The 24,180-nt window shown below is 54.3% G+C and carries 20 protein-coding genes and 1 riboswitch; of the genes, 7 read left to right on the forward strand and 13 right to left on the reverse strand.

The features are described 5' to 3' along the window. Positions 1–3 precede the first annotated feature (3 nt). From mscL to atpD, 4 genes are all read right to left on the reverse strand, one after another. Positions 4–336 (reverse strand): large-conductance mechanosensitive channel protein MscL, encoded by a 333-nt coding sequence (gene mscL / locus ACFPMF_RS15875; RefSeq protein WP_379846844.1) that lies wholly within the window; start codon positions 334–336, stop codon positions 4–6. A gap of 110 nt (positions 337–446) precedes the next feature. Further along, positions 447–1,229 carry a transglutaminase family protein gene (locus ACFPMF_RS15880; protein ID WP_379846846.1) on the reverse strand — a complete coding sequence of 261 codons (783 nt, stop codon included), beginning with the start codon at positions 1,227–1,229 and terminating at the stop codon, positions 447–449. 215 nt (positions 1,230–1,444) lie between these two features. Continuing rightward, positions 1,445–1,693 carry an ATP synthase F1 subunit epsilon gene (gene atpC / locus ACFPMF_RS15885; protein WP_379846848.1) on the reverse strand — a complete coding sequence of 83 codons (249 nt, stop codon included), beginning with the start codon at positions 1,691–1,693 and terminating at the stop codon, positions 1,445–1,447. Positions 1,694–1,778: 85 nt separating this feature from the next. Further along, positions 1,779–3,302 carry a F0F1 ATP synthase subunit beta gene (gene atpD, locus ACFPMF_RS15890; protein WP_379846850.1) on the reverse strand — a complete coding sequence of 508 codons (1,524 nt, stop codon included), beginning with the start codon at positions 3,300–3,302 and terminating at the stop codon, positions 1,779–1,781. A gap of 468 nt (positions 3,303–3,770) precedes the next feature. On the opposite strand from atpD, the gene ACFPMF_RS15895 reads away from it, so the two are divergent. From ACFPMF_RS15895 to ACFPMF_RS15920, 6 genes are all read left to right on the forward strand, one after another. Continuing rightward, positions 3,771–6,743, forward strand: a complete 2,973-nt coding sequence (locus ACFPMF_RS15895; RefSeq protein ID WP_379846852.1) for a hypothetical protein — start codon at positions 3,771–3,773, stop codon at positions 6,741–6,743. Positions 6,744–6,785: 42 nt separating this feature from the next. Further along, on the forward strand, positions 6,786–7,283 hold the full coding sequence (locus tag ACFPMF_RS15900; protein WP_379846855.1) for a hypothetical protein: 498 nt from the start codon (positions 6,786–6,788) through the stop codon (positions 7,281–7,283). A gap of 50 nt (positions 7,284–7,333) precedes the next feature. Beyond that, positions 7,334–8,068 carry an ABC transporter ATP-binding protein gene (locus tag ACFPMF_RS15905; protein WP_379846857.1) on the forward strand — a complete coding sequence of 245 codons (735 nt, stop codon included), beginning with the start codon at positions 7,334–7,336 and terminating at the stop codon, positions 8,066–8,068. A 118-nt stretch (positions 8,069–8,186) separates the two neighbouring features. Next, on the forward strand, positions 8,187–8,960 hold the full coding sequence (locus ACFPMF_RS15910) for a carboxypeptidase-like regulatory domain-containing protein (protein ID WP_379846859.1): 774 nt from the start codon (positions 8,187–8,189) through the stop codon (positions 8,958–8,960). A gap of 774 nt (positions 8,961–9,734) precedes the next feature. Next, a complete protein-coding gene (locus ACFPMF_RS15915; RefSeq protein WP_379846862.1) occupies positions 9,735–10,091 on the forward strand; it encodes a DUF6152 family protein in 357 nt (118 codons plus the stop codon). Next, complete coding sequence (locus tag ACFPMF_RS15920) at positions 10,088–10,570, forward strand: DUF6644 family protein (RefSeq protein WP_379846865.1); 483 nt, start codon at positions 10,088–10,090, stop codon at positions 10,568–10,570. Before ACFPMF_RS15915 ends, ACFPMF_RS15920 begins: the two co-directional genes overlap by 4 nt. A 152-nt stretch (positions 10,571–10,722) precedes the next feature. Beyond that, positions 10,723–10,839, reverse strand: a riboswitch (SAM riboswitch). Positions 10,840–11,148: 309 nt separating this feature from the next. Here ACFPMF_RS15920 and ACFPMF_RS15925 read toward each other — a convergent pair. From ACFPMF_RS15925 to ACFPMF_RS15945, 5 genes are all read right to left on the reverse strand, one after another. Continuing rightward, the gene (locus ACFPMF_RS15925; protein ID WP_379846868.1) at positions 11,149–12,249 is read right to left on the reverse strand and encodes a mevalonate kinase family protein; all 1,101 of its coding nucleotides are present in this window, start codon (positions 12,247–12,249) and stop codon (positions 11,149–11,151) included. 16 nt (positions 12,250–12,265) lie between these two features. Beyond that, positions 12,266–13,564, reverse strand: coding sequence for a DUF3472 domain-containing protein (locus tag ACFPMF_RS15930; RefSeq protein ID WP_379846870.1), 1,299 nt, complete (start codon positions 13,562–13,564; stop codon positions 12,266–12,268). Positions 13,565–13,574: 10 nt separating this feature from the next. Further along, on the reverse strand, positions 13,575–15,026 hold the full coding sequence (locus tag ACFPMF_RS15935) for a RagB/SusD family nutrient uptake outer membrane protein (protein ID WP_379846872.1): 1,452 nt from the start codon (positions 15,024–15,026) through the stop codon (positions 13,575–13,577). 12 nt (positions 15,027–15,038) lie between these two features. After that, positions 15,039–17,966, reverse strand: a complete 2,928-nt coding sequence (locus tag ACFPMF_RS15940) for a SusC/RagA family TonB-linked outer membrane protein (RefSeq protein ID WP_379846875.1) — start codon at positions 17,964–17,966, stop codon at positions 15,039–15,041. Between the two features lie 115 nt (positions 17,967–18,081). Continuing rightward, on the reverse strand, positions 18,082–19,455 hold the full coding sequence (locus ACFPMF_RS15945) for a Gfo/Idh/MocA family protein (RefSeq protein ID WP_379846878.1): 1,374 nt from the start codon (positions 19,453–19,455) through the stop codon (positions 18,082–18,084). Positions 19,456–19,695: 240 nt separating this feature from the next. Here ACFPMF_RS15945 and ACFPMF_RS15950 point away from each other — a divergent pair, with 240 nt between their 5' ends. Beyond that, entirely contained in the window at positions 19,696–20,718 is a 1,023-nt protein-coding gene (locus ACFPMF_RS15950) for a LacI family DNA-binding transcriptional regulator (RefSeq protein ID WP_379846880.1), read from the forward strand. A gap of 75 nt (positions 20,719–20,793) precedes the next feature. Here the strand turns inward: ACFPMF_RS15950 and ACFPMF_RS15955 are convergent, their stop codons facing one another. From ACFPMF_RS15955 to ACFPMF_RS15970, 4 genes are all read right to left on the reverse strand, one after another. Continuing rightward, positions 20,794–21,285: a GAF domain-containing protein gene (locus tag ACFPMF_RS15955; protein WP_379846883.1), complete on the reverse strand. Its 492-nt coding sequence runs from the start codon at positions 21,283–21,285 to the stop codon at positions 20,794–20,796. A gap of 81 nt (positions 21,286–21,366) precedes the next feature. Continuing rightward, positions 21,367–21,867 carry a hypothetical protein gene (locus ACFPMF_RS15960; RefSeq protein ID WP_379846886.1) on the reverse strand — a complete coding sequence of 167 codons (501 nt, stop codon included), beginning with the start codon at positions 21,865–21,867 and terminating at the stop codon, positions 21,367–21,369. Between the two features lie 108 nt (positions 21,868–21,975). After that, on the reverse strand, positions 21,976–22,776 hold the full coding sequence (locus tag ACFPMF_RS15965) for a (Fe-S)-binding protein (RefSeq protein ID WP_379846889.1): 801 nt from the start codon (positions 22,774–22,776) through the stop codon (positions 21,976–21,978). Between the two features lie 12 nt (positions 22,777–22,788). Next, positions 22,789–24,054 (reverse strand): hypothetical protein, encoded by a 1,266-nt coding sequence (locus tag ACFPMF_RS15970; protein ID WP_379846892.1) that lies wholly within the window; start codon positions 24,052–24,054, stop codon positions 22,789–22,791. Positions 24,055–24,180 lie beyond the last annotated feature (126 nt).

The following is a 24,180-nucleotide window of genomic DNA, read 5'->3' on the forward strand; positions in this document are numbered from 1 at the left end:
AGATTATGCCTTCTTTTCCATCGAAGACGACATCCGTAACCGGTTGGCAGCCTTCACAATAAGGAACACGACCCAGGCTATAATCAAAAACTGAATAACCGTGTTGAGAAAATTACCATACCGAATCGCTACTTCCGGCGTTTCACCAACGGCTTCTTTCAGCACGACTTTCAACTGGCTGAAATCAACACCACCGGTTACAATTCCCAGAATAGGATTGATGATATCCTCAACTAAAGAAGTCGTTATCTTGCCAAAAGCGGCTCCGATAATAACACCGACGGCTAAATCCAGCACGTTACCCTGAGCAATGAACGTTTTAAATTCCTTTAGCATGGATCCTGTGGTTAAGTTGGTTCGCAGGAAGTTATAAAATGTAACCGTTTTGTCAAATTTATTTACGCAAAAAAGAAGTTCGCTCCGTTCGCGCTGTCTGACAAACCGGGCTATATTTTTTCTTCCACCCACACGTTCATTTCGGTCAATGTCATGGCTCCGTATTGCGTGGCCAGCGCCACATCGGCCGCATCCCGGCCATACGCCACCACAATGCGGTTGCCGCGCGGTTCTTGCTGGGTGGCATCGAAGGTATACCAACGCCCATCGACAAAAGCTTCGAACCAGGCGTGTAAATCCATCGGTTTGAGCTGGTACAGATAGCCCACCACCATCCGGGCGGGGATGTTGAGACTGCGACAGAGCGAAATGCCCAGATGCGCAAAATCCCGGCAGACGCCGGTGCGTTTTTCGGCGGTGTCGACGGCCGAGGTACTCGCGTCGCTCGTGCCGTACTGATAGGTAATATGCGATTGAATCCAGCTTCGGATGGCTTCCACCTGATCATAGCCCGGCGTTGCGTCGCCGATAATATCGACCGCCAGTGGTCCTAACCGGTCAGACTGGCAGTAGCGGCTGGGCAGCAGAAATTGCAGCACATCGTCGGGTAAATCCTGAACCGGCACAAAAGGTGCACCGGGGGCCACATCGATCCGATCAGCGGTTTCGGCAACCAGGGAAATCTGAACGCTGAAGGAGCCTTCCGGCGCGACGAGCCGCTGGCATAAATTGCCGTACAAATCGGTATATTCGACGACGGGAATGTTAGGCTCAATCTGGTATTCTTCGGAGATAATCCATTGCCCGGCACCGGAGCGAGGGCGTAACATCAGCACCAGAGGTGCAGGAGCCGGAACGTCGTAAAGGAGTTCGCAGCCGGCAAAAAGTTTCATAAACCGTTCGTAAAGAGGTAGTACTAGCAGGGCTAAAGCCATCTAACCGCAATGAGGTCGAAAATGTTCTCCATTTTCCGGAACCAATCGCGAAATGATTCCGCGCCCTGCCCCTCTTTCCAGTAACACAAAAAGGGGCGATTCGCCCCTTTTTGTGTACTGCCGGATTTTTTCACCAATAACCCGGTCTGTTCTGAAAACCGTATCCGTGGGGATTAAGCCGCAATGACTGCTTCGGCCAGAACCAATACCTTATTATTCAGAACTTCGACCACTCCGCCGTCAACGGTAAAGGTTTGATTACCGCTTCCGGTGGCCACCGTGATCGGCCCGCGCACCAGTGTGCTGACAATGGGTGCGTGATCGTTCAGAACCTGAAACTGGCCTTCGCTGCCCGGAAACGTAACCGCCGTGGCTTCGCCAGTGAAAACTTTCCGATCCGGTGTAATGATTTCCAGATGCATTTTTTTATCGTTTAAGGTCTAAGGTTTAAAGTTTAACGTAGTTTTTTGAACCTTGAACGTCAAACTTTAAACCTCAAACGATGCGTTACTTTCCAGCTTCTTTCATCAGACGCTCGCCTTTCGCGGCTGCGTCGTCGATCGTACCCACGAGGTTGAAAGCCGCTTCGGGCAGGTGATCCCACTTGCCGTCGATGATTTCGTTGAAGCCCCGGATGGTTTCTTCGATCGGGACAAGCACCCCTTTCAAACCGGTGAACTGTTCGGCCACGTGGAACGGCTGCGACAGGAAGCGTTGTACGCGACGAGCCCGGTTTACGGTTTGTTTGTCTTCTTCCGAAAGTTCTTCCATACCGAGGATGGCGATGATATCCTGCAATTCCTTGTAGCGTTGCAGAATTTCCTTCACGCGCTGGGCGGTGTTGTAGTGTTCATCACCTACGATTTCGGCCGTCAGAATCCGGGAGGTTGAATCCAGCGGGTCAACCGCCGGGTAGATTCCTAACTCGGAAATTTTCCGGCTCAATACCGTCGTGGCATCCAAGTGGGCAAACGTCGTAGCCGGTGCCGGGTCAGTCAAGTCATCGGCCGGTACATAAACCGCCTGAACCGACGTGATCGAACCGCGTTTGGTCGACGTAATCCGCTCCTGCATGGAACCCATCTCGGTTGCCAGCGTGGGCTGGTACCCTACGGCCGATGGCATCCGGCCCAACAGCGCCGATACTTCGGAACCCGCCTGGGTAAACCGGAAGATGTTATCGATAAAGAACAGAATGTCACGGCCCTGGCCGGTTCCGTCTCCATCGCGGAAGTGTTCGGCAATCGTCAGACCCGACAAGGCAACCCGGGCACGGGCGCCGGGAGGCTCGTTCATCTGTCCGAAAATAAAGGTCGCCTGACTTTCCTTCAGCGTCTCAGCATCTACTTTGGACAAATCCCAGCCGCCTTCTTCCATGGAGTGCTTGAATTCATCACCGTACTTAATAATTCCGGCTTCGATCATTTCGCGCAGCAGGTCATTGCCTTCGCGGGTACGTTCACCCACCCCGGCAAATACCGACAGACCGGCGTAGGCCTTGGCGATGTTGTTGATCAATTCCTGAATCAAAACGGTTTTTCCTACTCCCGCACCACCAAACAGACCGATTTTGCCCCCTTTGGCGTATGGTTCGAGCAAGTCGATTACCTTGATCCCGGTAAACAGAACTTCGGTTGATGTGGCAAGGTCCTCAAACTTCGGAGCCGCCCGGTGAATGGGCAAACCGCCGGTGCTTTGGGGTTGGGGAATTCCATCGATGGCCGTTCCAACGACGTTGAACAGACGCCCACGAATACCATCACCGGTCGGCATAGTAATCTGAGTACCAAGGTGAACAACGGTCATGCCGCGCTCCAGCCCTTCGGTAGCATCCATCGAAATCGTGCGAACCCGGTCTTCACCAAGGTGCTGCTGGCACTCTAATATAACTTTTTGGCCATTGGCTTTCGTGATTTCCAGGGCGTCCAGAATCGCCGGTAGACGCGACCCTTCGCCCTCAAAACTCACGTCAACAACCGGGCCGATTACTTGCGTAACTTTACCCGTATTCGTTGCTGTTGCAGTTGTCATGCTATGAAGTTGAGAAATTTAGTAGGCGTAATAAATGCGACCGCAAAATTAGGAGATAATTTGCTTAAACCCAAGTTGCCTTTTCATGTATTTTCAAGATTTATACGACGAAATCGTTTTTGTTCCAATTAGTTCGCGAATCCGGGACCCACCGCCACCGTTTGCACAAAACAAAGATTACGGCCAAAGTTTACATAAACGTGGGGAACTGTCTATCATGGGCTGTTCGGCTTACCGACCTGAAACCGGTACCAGAAAGCTTACAAAGCCCCGGGCCGGTTCCTGGTGCGGTCGTAACCGGCTTTTTCTCAGCCAGAACCAAACAGGAGGCACTAACTGCCCGTTCGCAGCGTTGCTTAACAGAGTTTGACCGGCCCGTTTCAAAACCCGGGCCGGTTTATTGGTAGCATTATGTTTTTTTTCTGGAAGAACTGGAGAACAGGCCATCAAACGGCCTATTGGACGGGTTTGGTATTGTTTAGTACGGCCCTTGTCGGCCTGGTCTGGGCCTGGATGCTGGGCCTGCAAAATGTCGTGCGCTGGGATGTCCTGAGCGAATTGACCGAACTCCCGGCCCCGATTGGTACGTTTACCGATGGTTTGTTTGATTATCCGGTCAACGGTAAAGCCTATATCGTAACCGAACAATTTGTGGCCTCGGCCATGCGGGTCAACGGCCTGGCGGCCCGGCTGGTTACGCTCGGCATCTGTGCGGGACTGGCTTTCGTGCTGGCCGCTATTTCCCGGCTCCCGCGCTGGTATTACCGGATTACCATGGGGGCGATGATTGTCCTGCTGGCGACGTTCCGGCTGGAAGTCCTGCAATTCCCCGGTTTTCTCGGAACGGCGCTAAACGGCCGCTTGCCTTTTGTGGTCATCGCGCTGGTCCTCGGTCTGGTCAGTTATTATTTTCACGCCTTCCGAATCGACATTTCTCTGCCGGTTCGGTTGCTGGTTTTCGCCGGACTGGCCCTGGTGGGCTGGCTAGGCATCGACCAACTGGCCGAACAGCCTGCTCCGGCACTCGCTTTCATCGGATACGCCCTGCCGGGGCTGCTGCTGGTGTCGCTGGTGTTTATCTTCTGGATTTCGGCGGAAATCATTGCCGCGCTGGTGTATGTAACATCAGTCGCCCGGAATAACCGCAGCGACGGATCGGGCCGGCCCCTCGGTTTGAATAACTTCCTGCTGATCAGCTTGCTGTACCTGGCCAATCTGTTGCTCATCTGGCTGAGCAACACCAAAGTCATTAGCTGGAACCCGGTGGTCATCAGTCCGTTTATTCTTTTCCTGATTTCACTAATCCTGGGACTTTGGGGATTTCGGCAGCAGCTGCGGCAAAGCGAGAACTTCCTGTCGTTCCACGAAGCAGGGGCCTTCCTGTACCTGGGCCTGTCGCTGGTTACGACCTTAACGATCACCTACGCGTTTGCGTCGGCCAACGACCCGCTGATCGAAGCGCTGGAAGATGTCATTGTCTATACGCACCTGGCCACCGGGCTGGTGTTCGTGTTGTATACGGTTTTTAACTTTCTGCCGCTGTATCGGCAGGCGTTGCCGGTTTATAAAGTTTTCTATAAGCCGACCCGGTTTTCGTTGTTGCAAACCCGGCTGGTTGCTGCCATTCTGGCGGGGGTGATCATCGGGCTGGAAAATTTCTTTCCGTTGAATCAGGCAACGGCCGGTTATTTCAACACCGTCGGTGATTTTCATGCCGCCACGGGCGAAGTCCGCATTGCCGAACAATATTACACCCTCGCCCTGAACAGCGAATTTCAGAACCACAAGTCGAACTACGCCATGGCCTCGCTGGCGCTGACGCAGGGTGACAAGGTAACGGCAGCTTATTATTTCAAACAGGCCCTATTGAAGCAGCCGTCTCCGCAGGCCTACGCCGGTTTGACCTCGGTTTTGCTGGACGACAACCTCTTTTTTGAAGCCGTCAAGATGCTGCAACGGGGCATTCGGGCCTTCCCGAAAAACGGCGAATTGCAGAATAACCTGGGTTACCTGTACGCCAAAACCAGCGTGGCCGACTCGGCTTATTATTATTTAGCCGCAGCCACCGGCCATACCGCCCGCGAAGAGGTTCCGCAGACAAACCTGCTGGCATTCTGGGCGCGCAATCCCCAATTGGTTTCGCTCGATTCGCTGGCTAACGCGTCGGAACCCCGTTCCTACGAATCCTACGAAGCCAACCGGGCAGCTTTGGCTTTTTTCGGCCAAACGCCCGACAGCACCTCCGTACAACGACCCGGCTGGCTCGACGAATCGGGCACTACTGACGGGTTGAGTGTGGGCCGGTTTGCCCGACTGTATAATTACGCCGTCCGAAACCGGGCGACGGATACCACGCTGCTGAGCAACTTGCAGCGCCTGGGCGAAAATCCGGCGAATCAGGACTTTACGGATGATTTACTGTTTGCCCGTTCAGTCGCGCAGTATTATACCGGTAACAAACGAACAGCGTTTGAGCTGACCGACCAACTGGCGCGCGATAATCAGCGAAATGGCGGTTTCTACCATTCCGTCATCGGTCTTTGGATGATGGAACAGGGCTTATACCGAAAAGCCGCCGACCTGCTGGCGCAGAATACGGACACGCTGTCGATGTATTACCAGGCGCTGGCACTCACCAAAGCCGGAGACCCGCTCATGGCCCGCTCCCTCTGGGAAACCGCCGGTCGGAATGATGCCGGGGTGCGAACGCTGGCTGAAGTTTTATACGGCCGGAAAAAACCGGAAACGGATCTGGAAAAAGCGTTTGTGTTGCTGTATGACCCGCTGCTTGAGCAGGCTGGAGCGCAACGGGCGCTGTATGCATCGATGCAGGACAACAATCTGAAAACCGTGGTTGCCTCAACGCTGGTTAAACGGTATCTGGCGGCCCGGCAGCAAGCAGTTGCCCAGAGTTGGTACGAGCAAATTCCATGGGAAGCCCAATTAACGGCGTATGCCGGATCGGCCATGACCGTTGCTTACCTGCGGCTTCGGAACGCCAATGGCCAGTACGATCAGACGATCGCGGACGCCCGGCAGGCTGTAATCCCGGTTTTTCAGGCCGAAAAGGCGTTCATTGTTGCGCAGGCATACGAGGGCAAACGGCAGATGGCGCAAGCCCGGCAGGCCTTCGAAACCGCCGTTCGACAGGCACCCTTCAATGCCGAAATCGTCGCCGTAGCGGCTGCGTTCGAACGCCAGCGGGGCCAGCCCGAGAACGCCTATAACCGTGTGCTGGAAGCCTTACCGATGAATGAGCAAAACCCGGATTTGCTGAAAATCTACGCGCTGCTTTGCTTGGATCTGGGCCTGACCGATTACGCCGATGAGAGCCTGGCGCGGCTGCGGACGGCAACCTCCCCCGCCGATTATCAGGCATTTTTGACAAACTATCAGGCGAAACGTGCGTTGATTGAAAAACAGCGGGAGTCATTTCAATAAAATCCGTAAGTTTATCAGGTTGTTTTTTACCTCCAACCGCTTATGGAAAAGCAACTTCACTGGGTTAAAGAAGCGTTCAGTCGGCAGGTTGTCATTATGGATGGCGACCGGGCCGTTGGCGGGATGCAACGTGACCTGTTGGTGCGGGATGTGGATGCGTGGCTGAACGATGTACATGTGTTTTTCGACGTTCGGGGATTTCTGATCCACTCGGTCACTATTCACGACAAAAACGCCAACGACCACATACTGGGGCGGATTGATTTCGAAGGCTTCGGCGGGGCCGTTGTCCACCTGGAAACCGGGGAGACGTATCGCTGGCACCGGGAAAATTTCATGATGCACACCTGGAGTCTGGTCGCCGACAATGCCGCCCAAACCGGGCAGGAAATCATTCATTACGACCGAACCCGGCTCTTTCTGGCCGACGAGGGTAATATTGAACTGGTGACTGAAATGCCCAATGCCGAAATGCTGATTCTGACGGGCCTGTTTGTCCGAAATTATTTCCTGCGCCGACGCAAAATCGCGGCTACCTAACCTCAACTTATCTTGTTGTACGGAAAACCGAATGCTGTTCACAACTGATCATGAGCAAGAATATCATAGAAACCCACGAGATCTCCAAACGGTATGTGATGGGCAGCGAGGTCATCGAAGCCCTGAAATCGGTGACCATTACGGTTAAAAAAGGCGAATACGTGGCGTTCATGGGACCTTCGGGTTCGGGGAAATCCACGTTGATGAACATTGTCGGCTGTCTGGATACCCCAACCTCAGGTTCGTATATCCTGAACGGCCAGGACGTCAGCAACATGAGCGAGAACGCGCTGGCTGAAGTCCGGAACAAGGAGATCGGCTTTGTGTTTCAGACGTTTAACCTGCTGCCCCGCCAGACGTCGCTGGAAAACGTCGCGCTTCCGCTGATTTACGCGGGGTACAGCAAAGCCGACCGGACCGAAAAAGCCATGCAGGCGCTGAAAAACGTGGGGCTGGAACATCGCGCGGGCCACCGCCCCAACGAACTGTCGGGCGGGCAGCGGCAACGGGTCGCCGTGGCCCGCGCGCTGGTCAACGATCCCAGTATTCTGCTGGCCGATGAACCCACCGGAAACCTCGATAGCAAGACGTCGTACGAAATCATGGATCTGTTCGACCAGATTCACAGCAAGGGCAATACCGTGATTATGGTGACGCACGAAGAAGACATTGCCGAATACGCCCACCGCATCGTCCGGCTCCGCGACGGGCTGATCGAAACCGACCGCGTCAATACCAATATCCGGAAGGCCCGGTCGTTTATTCAGACCGCTGACGAGTCCTGATCGTCGGCGGAAGTATCTATCGGGCGGATTCGGGAAAGCTAAAAAATGTTAAAATCCGGTCGGGTCCTCCAAAAACGCGTAGCTTGCGGTTGAATCGCGACCCCGGTTTCCGGATTGTATGAAAAAAACGCTCCTTTTTCTCTTGTTTTTGGCCCTGATAACCCGGGCTGGAACAGCCCAAAACATCCGGAGCGGCTCGGTGGTCGATCAGGCCAGCCAGAAACCCATTGCCTCCGCCACGGTCCAGAATTCGACCCTGCTCCGAATGGTGCTCAGCAGCGAAACCGGGCACTTCCGGCTGACGGCCAATCCGCACGATACGCTGTTGATTTCCTGCATCGGCTACAAAACCGTCCAGTTGGTGGTCCCGGAGGATGCCTCGGAATTACGGGTGGAAATGGTGCAGGAAGTGAAACTGCTGAACGAAGTCGTGATCAAAGGCTGGACCGAAAGCCGGTTTAAGGAAGAATTCCTGAAGCTGAATATGGCCGACAAACCGGTTATCGAGATCAAAACCGCCCCGGAACTGGTCGGCGCGTCGCTGGGCAACGTCGGGCGTATGGGCTACGATTACAAGACGCTGGCTCCGAAACTAACGATGAAAGGGCCGATCTCGGCGCTGTACGGGAAGTTTAGCAAAGAAGCGAAAACCGAACGCAAACTGCAGCAACTCAACCAGTCGGACCTGAACAAAAAACGCTACCAGTCGCGCCTGGACCCAGTCTGGATTTCACGCATCACGGATTTGAAAGAAGAACGGCTGACGGCCTTCCTGAACTTCTGCAAACTCCCCGAAAATTTCGTACTGGAAGCTACCGAATACGACCTGATCGTTGCCATTCGTGGGTGCCTGAAAGAATTTCTCGTTCAGGAACAAACCCAGAAAGGTTAACCGCCTGCCGCCTTCTTGAGTTTAATTCAATGACTGCTGCAATACTTTATCAGCCCCGGTTTTAACCGGGCGGCCTTCAGGTCCCATTGGATACAAACCGAACCGTTTTAACGGTTTCACCCACAATAAACCGTTAAAACGGTTCGGCGGTGCCCGATGGTTTGATTTCTCTTTCCCCACCGCTAAAGCGATGGGCTAATAGAAGGGAATCTGGTGGTTAATTGATTCCTGCCAATTAATCTGCGTGGCCGTAACAAATTGCTTTTTAACGGGTTGTTTACTTATTTCCGGTAAAGAACGGCAAGACATGAAAGCCCGGCTGAGCATCGAAGTCAACCCAGCCACCCCGCTGCTGTAAATGATGTGTTACGGAACCACCTTCGAAGGCGAGATGATTCAGGCCGCCAGCTGGACGTTAAAGGAACAAGTCGGGTTTGATCAGCAACACGTCAGCAGCCGCGACTGAGTTTCGTATCCGATTTCCCGGTTCAGCAACGTGCCGGAAACGGAGGTTTTTGTGATCAATCGACCGACTGAAAAACCGCTGGGTGCCGGTGAAGTCGCCCAGGGTCCGGCAGCCGCAGCCATCGCCATTTACCGGGCCTGTGGCCAGCGGATTCGGAACATAGACTAAGAAGTGAGACCAGAGAATAAAGACTTTTAAACCGGGAAGTAGCAGAAAGACAGGAGAGTAAAGACTTGCGGCAACTGGCATCAAGCATCCAGTATCCCAAACATCCAGCATCTTTCACCAAACCTCAAACCCCATCTTCTATGGCTACCTTGAAAAAAACATCGTTTGCGGTACTGCTGCTGTTGAGCGCTGCCTTTGCTCCGCTGCACCACGGTTGGGGCGATTATGACCAGACAAAGGTGCTGGATTATACGGGCATCATCGAAGAATCGAAGTACGAAAACCCACACGCGACCGCCCGGGTGAAAGACAAAGACAAAACCTGGCTTGTGTACCTGGCCCCCACCAGCAGGATGCAGGAACGGGGCGTCACGGCTTCGATGCTGAAAAAAGGAACGTCGCTCCGCATCGTGGGCTACCCGCACAAAACCGTTAAAACCGAAATGCGGGCGGAGCGCATTTTCATCGACGGCACGAAATACGAGATGCGCCGATGATCGTTCCCGTCGAGTGGCTGCAAAACATCGAAAACAGTACGCTGGCGTCCACCATCCGGCAGGCAACCTGGCTGTATCCGGGTCTGGAAATCGTTCACCTTATCGGCATTGTGCTGCTGGTGGGCGGAGCCTTTGCCTTCGATTTGCGGCTGCTCGGCTTTTCCCGAACCATCCCGGTGGCCGACCTCGCCACGCACGTTTTGCCCTGGTCGCGCCGGGGGCTGCTGCTGGTAGTGCCTTCCGGAATCCTGCTGTTCACGACCAATGCGGAATCGCTGGGCAACGACCCGATGTTCGGGCTAAAACTGGTTCTGATTGCGGTGGCGGGAATCAACGTGGCCATTTTTCACCGGATTACTTTCCAGTCACCGGCGGACTGGCGAGCCGGACACATACCAATCGGTGCCAAAGCGGCTGCGGTTTGCTCCCTGGTCGTCTGGCTGGCCACCATTGCCTGTGGTCGGCTGCTGGCGTACTGATTTCCGAAAACCGCCTGAAACAGCAAAGCCAGCGGTTCGCATCGCTGGCTTTACACGCGCTTGGAAAGGCGATTTACCGAATCGGGGCCAGATGCCAATCCTGATCGGGGTCACAACGCTGATACGATGTTTGCTTGTTCATGATGGTTGTTCATTTATAGTTCCTAATTTTTTTAGGCAGGTTAGCACTTATTCTTCCGGGTCGTCCAACCGTTCAGAAAGTTGCTAAGGGTTCATCGAGCCTGTCTCTCCCCCTTTCTGTATAAATCCCACCGCACCGGCGTCCCGGACCTACTCGCAGAAGGAATTGCGATGATGATGCAAAGGTAAAAGCCGGTTTTTTATTTTCCAAACTAAATCTATATTTTTTGTAGGCTAATAAACCAGCGTGGTTTGAAAATCAGCCCATAGCCGGTTTTACGTCAACTACCCCGGTAAAGGCCGGTTGGAATATGAAAATAAAACCGTAGACGCGGGGCGCCTACGGTTTTTCTGGCTTTATGATAAAGCCAGACCTTTTGAAAAGAAAGTATTCACACGTTTCGTAACATGACTGAAAACCGGAACAGACGTTTGGGTTACTTCACTACAGAAACCGCCTTCGGTTGAACCGAAACGCCCTGATCTACGCGGATCACGTAGGCTTTACCCCCCACGCGCTCGATGGCTTCGGCCACGGCCTCCGGGTTTTCGGGCGCGTAGGCAAACATGCAGCCGCCCCCACCCGAACCGTTGATTTTGCCACCATACGCCCCGGCTTTGAGTGCTTCCTCGATCATGCGGTCAATTTTGGGCGTCGAAACCCGCTTGGCATCCCGCAGGCTGGTCTGGTGAAGGCTTAACAAATCCCCCAGCCGGTGGTGGTCGATGGTGTCGCTTCTGAACATTGCCAGCGCTTCCCGCAGCACATCCCGGTCCGACAGGTTGCCCTTCAACAAGGCCATTTCGTCCGGCGTTAAAACCGGGCCGTACGTATCGGCGGCTTCCTGCGGACAAGCCGTCAGCGAAAACGACGGATCATGCCGCCGGATTTTCTCAATCGCACCCAGCATCCCGACCTTGACGTACCGTAATACGCCAATCGTATCTTTCGGTTGTTGGGAATCGCCCAGCACAAACGAACCGAGTGCGGGTTGAAAGGATTCAAGATGAATGGCCGGTTTTGATTCCAGGTAAATCACCCCGCCGACGGCCGTGGCGTAATGGTCCATCATGCCACCGGGTTCGCCGAATTCCAGTACTTCAGCGGCATGAGCCAGTTCGGCCAGCCGCCGGGACGACAACTGCTGCGGATTATCGGCCAACTGACTCAAAACTCCTAACCAACTGATCAGTAGGGCCGATGAACTAGAAGTCCCGGCATTGATCGGAATTTTACCCCGAACATCTCCCTGTATCCCCCGGGAAAACCGGAATCCTTCCCGAAACAGAATATTGACCGCGCTCCGGAAATAATCCCGGTCGTGCTGGTAATTCAGCGGCAGGTTTGCGAGTGAAAACTCCTCCCGAACATCAATATCGGGCAGCGACAGACGAACTTCCGGTTCCGAGATCGGCCCGGCGGTAATCTGGACGCGTCGGGAAATGGCCGCAGCTATCACCGGCAAGCCTAGGTAGTCCTGGTGCTCACCGAACAGACAGATGCGGCCGGGTGTGGATATAGATAAGGGAAAAGTCATACGCATACGATTCAGTTTAGGGTAATTGGGAAAAGTCAATGACGGGTGCTTTCTGGAGCGGTTGCCGGGTATATTCGGTATTGAGCGGAACGTATTCGTCGAAAAAGCCGCAGTTTTTCAGGAAAAACCAGTTTTTTGCGGGGAGTAATCCGCCCGCGTAATCCTGCCGGAAACCCGCCCGGGCGGTGGCATCGCCGGTAAATTTGGCGGATAGGACTTCCTGCCAGGCTCCTTCCTTGCTCCGAACCCACTGATTACCAAAGGCTACTTCCCGGGCCACGTTCCCGGTATTGGGCACAAAGTTTTCCAGAAACGAATGAAATGATTTCAGATACGTTGTCGTTTTGGGGCGTTTGAAGCTGGCGATCAGTTGCCAGGTACCCGATTCGGCTTCGGAAAAATAAGCCGTGTACGTGGTGTAGTTGTTGTCGGTGGGACGGCCGCGCAACAAAAACCGGTACGTTCGGCCCACCTTCCAGTTGTAGCGCCGGTAACTTTGCCCACCGGAACCTTCGTTGCCAAAATCATTGGTGGTTACGCCCTCGCCTTTTTTCTCCAGCAAAATTTTCTGATCCTCCGGAATCTCGTTCGGATTGTCGGTTTTGAACGGACTCCAGACCGAGAACAGAATCCGGCGCTCGCTCGGCGAGTTAACCTGCATGCCAAAATAGCCCTCGGCAAAACCGGTCGCCATGAAATAAGAGCCGATCACGTCGCTGCCTTCCGGAACAGTGATTTCGTTGTAAAACCACTCCGTATCCGTATTTTCGGGCAACGTATATTTCAGATGCACCGACGGCCCGCGCCGGCCCCAGTAAAAGTAATTGCCTTCGTTGTTACGGACAAAAACCGCCTTTTCATTCACGGCCTCCCCGCTGATCCCCAACTCGCGCACCAGCCCAAAACGGCTTCCGGTTTTGGTAAGACCCTGTAGATCAATCCGGACGTAACCCGGTTTCTTGATTTTCCACTCACCCAGATAGTATTCTTTTTCCCCCTTGCCGCTGGCCAAAAACTCCGCCTTCTTTCCCAAAACCGTCACCCGGATTTTGCTTTCGCCCTCCGGAACGCTGAGCGTGGCCGAAAGCTTCAGTTTCCCGGCGCGGTCCAGCCGGACATAGGTGGAAACAACGGTTTCGGGATCGCTCCAGCCCGTCAGGCCCTCGTTGGTAATTCGGGTCGAACGGTCGGACGCCTTCGACACCCAGGTATTGCCCCCAACGGGAACCGACAGGCGATTCGAATCATGTGAATCGCCCGTCGGCCTAAACAACCAGGTATGGAGTAAAAAAAGGATTTGGGTCAGATAAATCATTCGGAACTACCTACAACGGGTTCTGTTTCAGGTTGGAATTTAGCACAATTTCGGCTTCCGGAATCAGGTGAACCACTTGCTTGTCGTCGGGAGGCACGGTTTGCTGGCCCGTAGTAGTGTTGTGAAAACCGGGGTAATTGCGCACCAGACTCCGGCCATTCCGGAACAGATCGTAAGCCCGGTGGCCTTCAAAGGCCAGTTCGAGCCGCCGTTCCTGCAACACCACGTCCAGAACGCCCGGTAATCCTTTCAGATCGGTTGTTGAGAACAGTTCCGTGCCGCTCAAACCCGCCCGCTGGCGAATCTGGTTCACATCGGCGATGGCTTTGTCGGCCTGGCCGGTTTTGGCATAGGCTTCGGCCCGGTTCAGGTATACTTCCGACAACCGCAGCAGAATCGGCGAACTCAGGGTGGCGATACCGCCCTGGTTGGAAAACTTCGTGACGTACACCTTGTCAATCCCGTTCCGTTGTTCCTGCGTCCCCTGCGCCGTGAGTTTGCGCACCAGAAAAGACCGCCGTTTATCGTTCGGATATTTATTGACCAGATCCTGATAAGCCTGCGACGCGTAGACTTCACCCCAGCCGACACCGCCCGGCGAGGTGTACAGCATCGAGCCCAGCGAGCTCCAGCCCCGGTCGTCTTTCAGGGTGTGTTTGATTGCCAGAATAACTTCCTTGTTCTGCTCATTTTCAATCGTGTAGAAATCCGGCACCTGCGTGGGCGTCGCCAGCGAAAACCGGTTTTCGGTAATCACCAGATCAGCGTATTTGATCGCATTGGCATTGTCGTTCATGTACAGATACACCCGCGAAAGCAGCGCATTGGCCGCCGTGGCCGTGGCATAACTGCTGGTCCGCGAAACCGTCATCAGTTTAGCGGCTTTCTGTAATTCGCTGGAAACGAATGCATAAACCTCTTTTACCGTGGCCCGGGCGGCATTGTCGTCGGCTTTCGTGTCGGTTTTGATGATCACGCCCAGATTCGTTTCCGGACTCTGGGTATAAGGCCGCCCGAACAACCGGACCAGATCAAAATGAACACTGGCGCGCAGGAAGATATTCTCACCCAGAATCTGGTCCATCTCCTTCGATGTTCCTTCCTGAATGGCTCCGATGACCTTGTTGCAACCCACAATGATCTGATAGGCTTTGCGGTAAAGCTGCAGGGCATTGCCCTGATCGGCGGTGTGCCGATAGGTGTACGTCAGAAAAAGAGGGTCCGTGGTGGTTCCGCTTAGTGTTAGATTATCCCCCGGATACTCATTCATAATGAACAGGTTACGGGTATAATCCAGGTCTTTCAGGAAAGTATAGTTGCCGTCGGTAGCCGCCCGCAGGCCCTGAGCATTGCCCAGAATGGCTGATTCAGACAATCCATTGTACGGTGTAGTATCGATTTCACAGGAGGTGGTCACCACCACACAACCCAGCAGCAGCAAACGCGAAAGAGTTAATTTCATGGGTGTTGATGATTAAAAGTTAAACTGGATTCCAAACACATATTTTCGGCTGAATGGGTATTTCGTACCAACTTCCCCGGTTTCCGTCACATCAGGATCGATCCCCGAAAACTTCGTGATCGTGAAGAGGTTATCGCCCGAAAGTGTCAGCCGTACGCCGTCCAGTTTCGCCTTGCTGATCCAGGCCGCCGGCAAATCGTACGACAGGCTGATGTTGCGCAGACGCAGGTAGCTACCATTTTCGAGGAACCGCGACGATGGCCGCTGGGCGTTGTTGTTACCACCGATGACATACTTCGGATGCGTGACGATGTCTCCCGGTTTTTCCCAGCGGCTCCAGCCCTCCTGTAAAGCCATCAGGTTATAGCGGTCGTAAGCCCCGTCGTTGTCGAACAGGTTCCGGTCGCCGTTGTAAAGAACCGCCCCGGTGCTGTAGGTGAAGAAGGCATTCAGTTCCAGGCCGTTCCAGCTCAGCACCTGCCGAAAACCGCCGAACAGCTTGGGATTGGCGTTGCTGCTGATAAACTGAAGGGTCGCGTCGTTGTAGTTATTGGTCGTGGTGCTGCTGCCGTCGGTGCCGACTTTTTCCCAGAGTGGTCCACCGGTTTGTGGATCGACGCCCATCCACCGACGCATGTACCAGCTATTGAGCGGTTGATCAAGTGCGTAGGGGCGCTGGCCGTTGGCAACAAACGTGCGGTCGCCGTAGAGTTGCGTTACCCGGTTCCGGTTCAGGCCGGCGTTGACGTCCATCCGCCATTTCAGAGCGGTTTTTTGCAGAATATCCGCCGACAGGACCACTTCCATCCCTTTGTTCCGAACGGCGCCTACGTTTTCGGTGATGAACGAATAGCCGCTGGTTGCCTGCAACGGTCGGTTGAACAGCAGGTTGTTGGTCAGCCGGTTATACAGATCCACCGTTACCGAAAGCCGGTTCCACAAGGTCGCGTCGACGCCAAAGTTGGCGTTCTTCGATACTTCCCACGACAGGTTCGGGTTTTCGATCCGGGTCGGGTACGCCGACGGAATACCGGCGTATTGTCCGGTCAGGTTGTAGAGGCCCTGGGCGGCATAATCATCAATACCGTCGGCGTTGCCGGTTGTCCCGTAGCTGAGCCGGAATTTGAGGTTGGTCACCAGCGGATTGCTGCGCAGAAAGGCTTCGTTCGAAGCATTCCAGGTCAGACCGACGGCGTAGAAATTACCGTATTTCTTATCCCGGCCAAACTTCGACGAACCATCCCGGCGGAACGAGGTGGTGATGAGGTATTTTTCCTGATACCCGTAATTGGCCTGAAACAGGTAGGACGAAAACGCATTGTCGGTTTTACTACCGCCGATGGTTTCGGGTTGCGAAGTAGCGTCCAGAATGTTCAGGCCGGAGAAAATCCCTTTGCCCGTTGCCGACAGCGATTCGTAGTAATAGGTCTGGTATTCATAACCGGCCAGCCCATCGAGGCTGTGGCCGCCGTTGAAACTCTGCCGAAACCGCAATAGATTCGAAGTCAGCAAGGTATAATTGCGGGTGTTGGTATTGGAAAGGCGTCCCTGCACGTCCAGCGCACTCGGTCCCCGCATGTCCTGGCTGCTCTGGCTGCCGTAGTAGCTGGTCTGCGCCCGGTTGGTGGTCGTCAGTGTCAGCCACGGCAGCAGATCGTATTCGGCCTTGAAAAGCAGGTCGCCCGACAGCGTATTTTCCTTGAACGTGTTAAACTGGCGGTTGTAAATGAAGTTGGAATTGTCGCGTCCGTACCATTTTTTCGCGCCCGTTACCGGGTTGTAGGGTTGCCCGTTGTAGTACGGATCGTCATAGGGCAAATACGTATAGGCCGCATACAGCGCACCGTTGCTGTCGTCGTAGCCGCGCGTGTACAATCCGGCTCCGTTGACATTGATCCGGAATTTGTCGCTGATGTTGTGGCTGAAATTCAACCGTCCACCAAACCGGTCCAAACCGGTTCCCTGCAAAATTCCCTGTTCCTTGTAGTAATTGCCGCTCAGAAAAAACCGGGTTTTGTCGCTGCCACCCGATGCGCTCAGTTCGGCCAATGTGTTCGTCGCGGTCCGGAAAGCCTGGTCGAACCAGTTCGTGTTGGCGTTGGCTTCGGGGCTTGGCAGGTAATTGTTGACGTTGCCGTTGGGCTGGTCGCGCAGGTATACTTTTTTCTGCAAATCGTAGAGTTGTTGACCGTCGAGCAGCCGGAAATTACCCAGACTCAGCGTACCGATGCCCTGATTCAGGCGGGCCGTCATCCGGGTTTTACCGGCAGCGCCCCGGCGGGTCGTAATGACGATAACCCCGTTGGACGCCCGGGCGCCGTACAACGCCGTGGCCGAAGCATCCTTCAAAACCGTCATCGATTCGATGTCGCTGGGGTTCGGAATCCCGCCAATGACCCCGTCAACGACGTAGAGCGGATTGGAACTGGCCGTCAGCGTACCGACTCCGCGGATCAGCACCTTGGGGGCGCTGCGCGGATCACCGGAACTGTTCCCAACAAATACACCGGCGGCTTTTCCCTGCAATAGCTGGCCGACGTTGTTGGCCGTCACATCTTTCAGCTCCTTGGCCGTTACGACCTGGGCCGAACCGGCCAGATTGCGCTGGTTCGTGGTGGTATAGCCCATCACGACCACCTCGTCCAGCATGGTATCGGCTTTTTTGAGCGTAACGTCCACCGAGCTGCGGTTGCCAACGGTTACCGTTGTGCCCTGAAATCCAATCGAACTGATTTCCAAGACATCCGCCGGCGTCGCCCGAACGGAAAAAATACCCTGATCGTCAGTGGTGGTGCCCTGGGTCGTACCCCGGACGACGATCGTCGCACCCGGCAACGGTTGTCCGGCATCATCGCGGACCGTACCGCGCAAAACCGACTGCGCGAAGCTGCAAACTGTTACCGACAGCCACAGCAATAAGCTTACGGAAAGCTGTTTCATGTTTTTGTTGATTGATAAAGTGAGTGAAGAGGGCACTGGGTAAAGGCCAGAGTCGAGTAGCCGTGTCAAAACCTGACGGATTCGACACGGTATCAACCATACGATAGATTCGGGATTAATAAATCTCGTTCAGGCCGAAAATGGGCTTGTTGGTTTTCCATTTTCCCCGCGTAAAGTCGGGGATTTCGACCGGTTTGCTGCCCTGCGCAATGGATTGTTCCGATAGCGGACTGATGGCGCTCCAGGCCGCTGCGTCGTAGACGTCGATCGGCGGGGCTACCTGCGCCTTGATGGATTCGATGAAGGCCCGCAGCACGAAGAAATCGATGCCGCCGTGGCCACCACTCTGAGCGGTTGCACCATGTTGTTTCCAGAGCGGGTGATCGTATTTTTCCTGATACGCTTCAAACGGTTCCCATTGGTGCGGTTTCGGGCTAACACCTTCCAGGTAAATCGTTTTCCCGTCGTCCATCCAGATGCCCTGCGTTCCCTGCGCCCGGAAACCGAGTGAATACGGACGGGGTGAGTTCGTATCGTGCATGATGACGATGTTTTCGCCATTGGCACACTGGACTGTGGTGGTTACCACATCACCAAGTTTGAATTTGACTTTCGCGTTGGGGTGATCTTTACCCCCTTTATCAACGATGTATTTATGCAACCCGCGTGCCTGTGTGGCCATTGAGGTCAATCGAACAAATTGATTGCCCCGGTTGATGTTCAGCCAGTGAGCGACCGGCCCAAGGCCGTGCGTCGGGTACAGATCGCCATTCCGGTCCACCGAATGCTGCGTCCGCCATTTCGCTTCGGAATAGCCTTTGGCCCCAAATTCGGCCCCAACCCCGCGGGCCGTCCCATCATTGAATTTAATATTGCGCAGATCGTGCTGATAACCGCAGTGGGCATACAGCATTTCGCCGAACATCCCCTGGCGGATCATATTCAAAACCGCCAGTACATCGCGCCGGTAACAAACGTTCTCCAGAATCATGCAGTGCGACCCGGTTTTCTCGAAGGTATTCACCAGATCCCAGGATTCCTTCAGCGTGACTGTGGCCGAGACTTCCACGCCGGCATATTTCCCGGCTTTCATCGTAGCAACCGCCATCGGCACGTGCCATTCCCAGGGTGTCGCGATCACCACCCCGTCGATGTCGTCGCGTTTGAGCATGTTCAGAAAGTCTTCACCGCCTTTCGTATACGCTACGGGGGCCTTTTTGCCACTTTTTTCGATCATGGCGTTGGTGCGGCTAATGGCTTCCGGATCCGGGTCGCAGATGGCCGTAATGACCACATCGTCGCGCAGAAGGGCCTGATGAACGTGGCTCCGCCCGCGTGAACCGACACCAATGAAAGCCAGCCGGACCTGCGACAAAACCGCAGGTTTCGGAGCAGCCGCAGCCGTCTCGAAGAACGAAGGAATGAGCGGGACAGCGGCCGTGCTGAGCGCAGCAGTACGCAGGAAATTTCGGCGAGAAGAGGTTGGCATGGTAAAGGGTCGCTTAAATTTGCGGTGTGTTTTGTTAAGGAATTTGAGTTAGTTGATACCGAAATTTCAAGAAAAGGGAACAATCGATCAACTAAAACCGGGCACCCGGCGACCTGATTTGACCGGTTTTACGTTGTGCAAACGTTTGTTCTCAGGTGCGCAAACGTTTGTGCAAAACCAAAGATAATTTTACAATTAGTAACAAAAAAAGTAAATTGTAAGGCTGAACACGACACTTCAATGAAGGATGTTATTACCATCAAGGAGATTGCCCGACAATTGAATGTGTCGCCCTCAACCGTATCGCGGGCGCTCCAGAATCACCCGCGCATTAGTGCGCAGACCCGCGACGCCGTTCACGCGCTGGCCGATCAACTGAAGTATTCGCCCAGCACGATCGCCCGCAATCTCCAGCGGGGCCGAACGGGCGTCATTGGGATGGTGCTGCCGGAAATCCGCGAAAACTTCTTTTCGGAAGTCATCAACGGCGTCGAAGAACTAGCCTTCGAACACCATATTACGGTGGCGCTGTATCAATCCCACGACCGCTTCGACCGGGAAAAGCAGATTCTGACCATGCTGGCGTCTAACCGGGTCGATGGGGTGTTGCTGTCGGTCGCGAAAGAAACCCAGCAGATACACCACATCCAGGAGTTGATCGACCGGCAGATTCCGCTGGTGCTGTTCGACCGGATACCACCCCACATTGCCGCCCATCAGGTAGAATGCAACATGGAAAAGGGTGCTTACGAAGCCACCAAGTGGCTGGCCCGGCGCGGGCATCGGCGAATTGCCCTCCTCAACGGCCCACACGCACTGGCCGCCAGTGAAGAACGGTACCGGGGCTACATCAAGGCGTTGCTGGAAGAAGGGTTACCCGTTGAAAATGTACTTATTAAACGCATCGATCTGACGGCTCAGGAGACGGTTTTGAAAATGAACCAGCTCCTGTCGTCGCCGATCCGGCCGGATGCGGTGCTGGCATTCAATGATTATGTGGCGCTGGATGCGATGCAGATTTGCCGGAATTACGGACTGGTGGTTAACCGGGACATTGCGTTTGTCAGCTTTGCCAATCTGCCCCTGAATACGTATCTCGAACACCCGCCCCTGGCGTCGGTCGAGCAGCATCCGTACCAGATTGGGTACATGGCCGCCGAAATTCTGCTCAAGGTCCTGAATGGGAAAATTGCGCCGGATGATTGGCAAAAGGTAATTCTCGAACCGGAACTCGTAGTCCGGGAACAAAATGAGGTTCTCTAGCTATAAAATCCTTTTCGTGGCGTAATTAGCCGCTGAAATGTTCATCGCGGAACAACGGAAGGAAATTGGTCCCGTTTACTTTGCCAGCAGCGTTGTGATCAAAGCGGCTATTTTCTCCAGTTCCCGCCGATCGACCTCGCTGAAATCGTTCAAGTGCTCACTGTCTACGTCCAGCACCATCGCCACCGCTCCGTTTGGGTCAAATACCGGGACGACGATTTCGGACTTCGACAGGGAGCTACAGGCGATGTGCCCGGGGAACTGCTCGACATCCGGCACCAGAATCGTTTCTTTGCGTGCATAACTGGTCCCACAAACGCCTTTGGCAAAGGCGATCCGGGTACAGGCAATGGGCCCCTGAAACGGCCCCAGCACCAGTTGATTCTCCTTTTTGAGGTAAAAACCGACCCAGAAAAAACCAAATGCTTCCTTTAAAGCCGCGGAGATATTGGCCAGGTTCGCGATCAAATCCGGTTCATCGCCGGTCAGGGCCTGCAATTGCGGCAACAGACTCGCGTAAATTTCCGCCCGTTGCGTGGTTTGCGGCAGAATCAGGGTTTCAGCCATAGCTGGGAAAGAAAAGACGAAGGGAGAAAAGGAATAAGGAGGAAAAACGCATTCCTTATTCTTTTCCTCCCTTCGCCCGGTTTATACTACTGGTGTTGTTTTAAAATACCGTTTCAGCCACGAATCAGCGGCTTTGATCTGCCAGCGGTTTTGCAGTTCGGCTTTTGTCGCGACGAGCGTATTGAAAACCGGAGTATCGGGCGTGATGCGTCCTTCGGTCACGGCGGTTTTGATTTGCGGCAACGCCACCGTTTCGACGGCTCCTTCGGCGGTTACAAAAGCCGCCGAACGGTCAAAAAAGTCCGCATTGAGCGTTTGACCAATTCCCCGCACCCAGCGCACGGACGAATCGATGGAACAGCCGCTTGGTAAATGGTGGCCCTCGTCAACGGCCACGATCAAAAACCGGTTATTCCGCAATTGCGCCGAACCCAGCAGCGGGGTTCCGTGAGCAGCCCAGCCATCGACGGCCGGTTTTAAATCGGTTTCAATAGCCGCCACCTCGGCGTCGGTCAGTGGGCGGGCGGACTGGTAGACCCAGACGCGCGCCGTATCGGGAAGTTGTTCAAATGGAATCCACATGGCTACTGTACTCACAAACTGCCGGAAGGTGCCGTTCAGTCGGTGAGAGTTAATCGAGCATCAGATGTAAAAATCGCCAGATCACGGACTAAAGTCCGTGGGTACGTATTACAAACTCTGGGCTTTGGCAACGAGTTCCGCCAGGTCGTAGACTTTGACGGAATCTTCGCGGTTTTTATTCTTGATGCCGTCGGTCATCATGGTCATGCAGAACGGGCAGGCGACGGCAATGGTGTCGGCACCGGTGGTGAGGGCTTCTTCCGTGCGTTCGACGTTGATGTCTTTCCGGCCCGGTTCAGGTTCTTTAAAATACTGCGCCCCGCCGGCTCCGCAACACAGGCCTTTGGTCCGCGAGCGTTTCATTTCGACCAGATCCGCATCCAGCGCCTGCAAAACCTCGCGGGGTGCTTCGTAATTTTTGTTGGCCCGGCCAAGGTAGCACGAATCGTGGTAGGTAATCCGGCGACCTTTAAACTCGCCCCCACCTTTCAGCGTCACCTTGCCCTCGTTGATCAGCTGCTGCAAAAACTGCGAATGATGGATGACTTCGTAATGACCGCCCAGTTCGGGGTATTCGTTTTTGAGTGTATTGAAACAGTGCGGGCAGGCCGTCACAATTTTTTTGATACCGTAACCGTCCAGGACCTGAATATTGGCTACAGCCTGCATCTGGAATAAAAACTCGTTCCCCGCCCGGCGGGCCGGGTCGCCGGTGCAGCTTTCTTCCGTACCCAACACGGCGAATTTGATGCCGACATGGTTCAGGATTCTGACAAAGGCAATGGTTACTTTTTTGTACCGATCATCGAACGAACCGGCGCAACCGACCCAAAAAAGCACTTCCGGGGTTTCGCCTTTTGCGGCCAGTTCGGCCATCGTGGGTACCTGATAATTCATTTCCGCGCTCATGGTTTTGTCAAATCAAAGGTAACCGACGGGAATATCGGTTTGCCGGGACTGTCCGTGCGTAACGACCCGGTACAGCAACGTAAGAAAATAAACCAGACAACCGACCAAGGCCAGTTCCATTCCGTATTCAATCCATCTACTGGTTGAATTCAAGTCGCTCCAGCGGGTATACACCGGCGTATTAAGGCCCCACCAGTAGGTGGGGTGCACCACCACCAGCCCGTTGAACAGGAGCAATACCGCCACCTGCCGAACGTTGCGCAAATCGATAACATTCACCAGCATGGGCATCAGAAAGATAAACGCATAATTACCAAACGAGCTTTTATGAATAAACATCATAAAGCAGAAACAGAGGCTCCACAAAATGGGCAATGCTTTCGCATAATCCATCCGGTGTTTCAGAATCAGGGCACCCAGCGACGAAACCGCTACGGTGAGACCAACGCCCGTCCAGCTCAGGATTTTGGAATACGACCGGAAGTCCCCGATAATCGGTCCCAAAACCGTCCACAAATTCGGCGCGAAGGGCATATCGGCAAAAGCCAGGGGCGTCAGAAATTTATCGCCAACCAGCGCAATTAAAAGAGCCAAAACTGGTACTCCCGTCAAGGCCGCGCCAACGACATAGCGAACGGGCCGGTCGACCAGAAACAACATGGGAAGCACGATCAGGCACGCCAGCGCTTTCGTTGTCATCAGCGCCAGCGCCATAACCACCCCGATCCACAGGCTGTCGCGGGTCCGTCGCCAGACCAGTATGGATGCTACGGCGAATAACCACATCCAGATATCCTCCTGTCCGCCCAGTACACAGAGCACCAGCGGGCCGGGCAAAGCCAGGTAGACGACCATGCGCGTGAAAATATCCCGGATATCGCTGCGGTAGTTCCGCCACGTAAGGCCGAGCGCCAGTCCTTCCATCAGAATCATCAGCAAAACCAGTGCTTTCGGGCTATTCCAGAACCAGACCAGCAGCGTGGTCACGTACGGAAACAGCGGACTGTAGGGCGTCCAGAAATCGCGGTAAACCATTTTCCCCTGCATGGCCTGCAGGGCGGCCTCGTAAAAAACCGGGACGTCGGAACGGGCTTCCTGGTTCAGCACTACGTATACCATGAAAAACGGTACGATCCGGAACAGCGTAAAAAATAATACCAGCACCGATCGTTGCTGCCGAATCGAAACCCGGTCGATCAGGTATCGAAACCGCAGCAGCCCGGCCACTGCGACCGAACCGAGAACGGCAATCGCTATCTTGAAAAGAAGTACGGACATACAAAAAGGGAAACGCCTGCCGGGCTTCAATCGTATGAACTACAAGGTCTGATTGAGCCCTGGCAGTAAAAGTAGACAGATTTTTCAGGAAGCGGGCGACCATCGGCTGGAATTTTGGCCCAGGTT

This window comes from Larkinella bovis (assembly GCF_042655385.1).
Taxonomy (GTDB): domain Bacteria; phylum Bacteroidota; class Bacteroidia; order Cytophagales; family Spirosomataceae; genus Larkinella; species Larkinella bovis.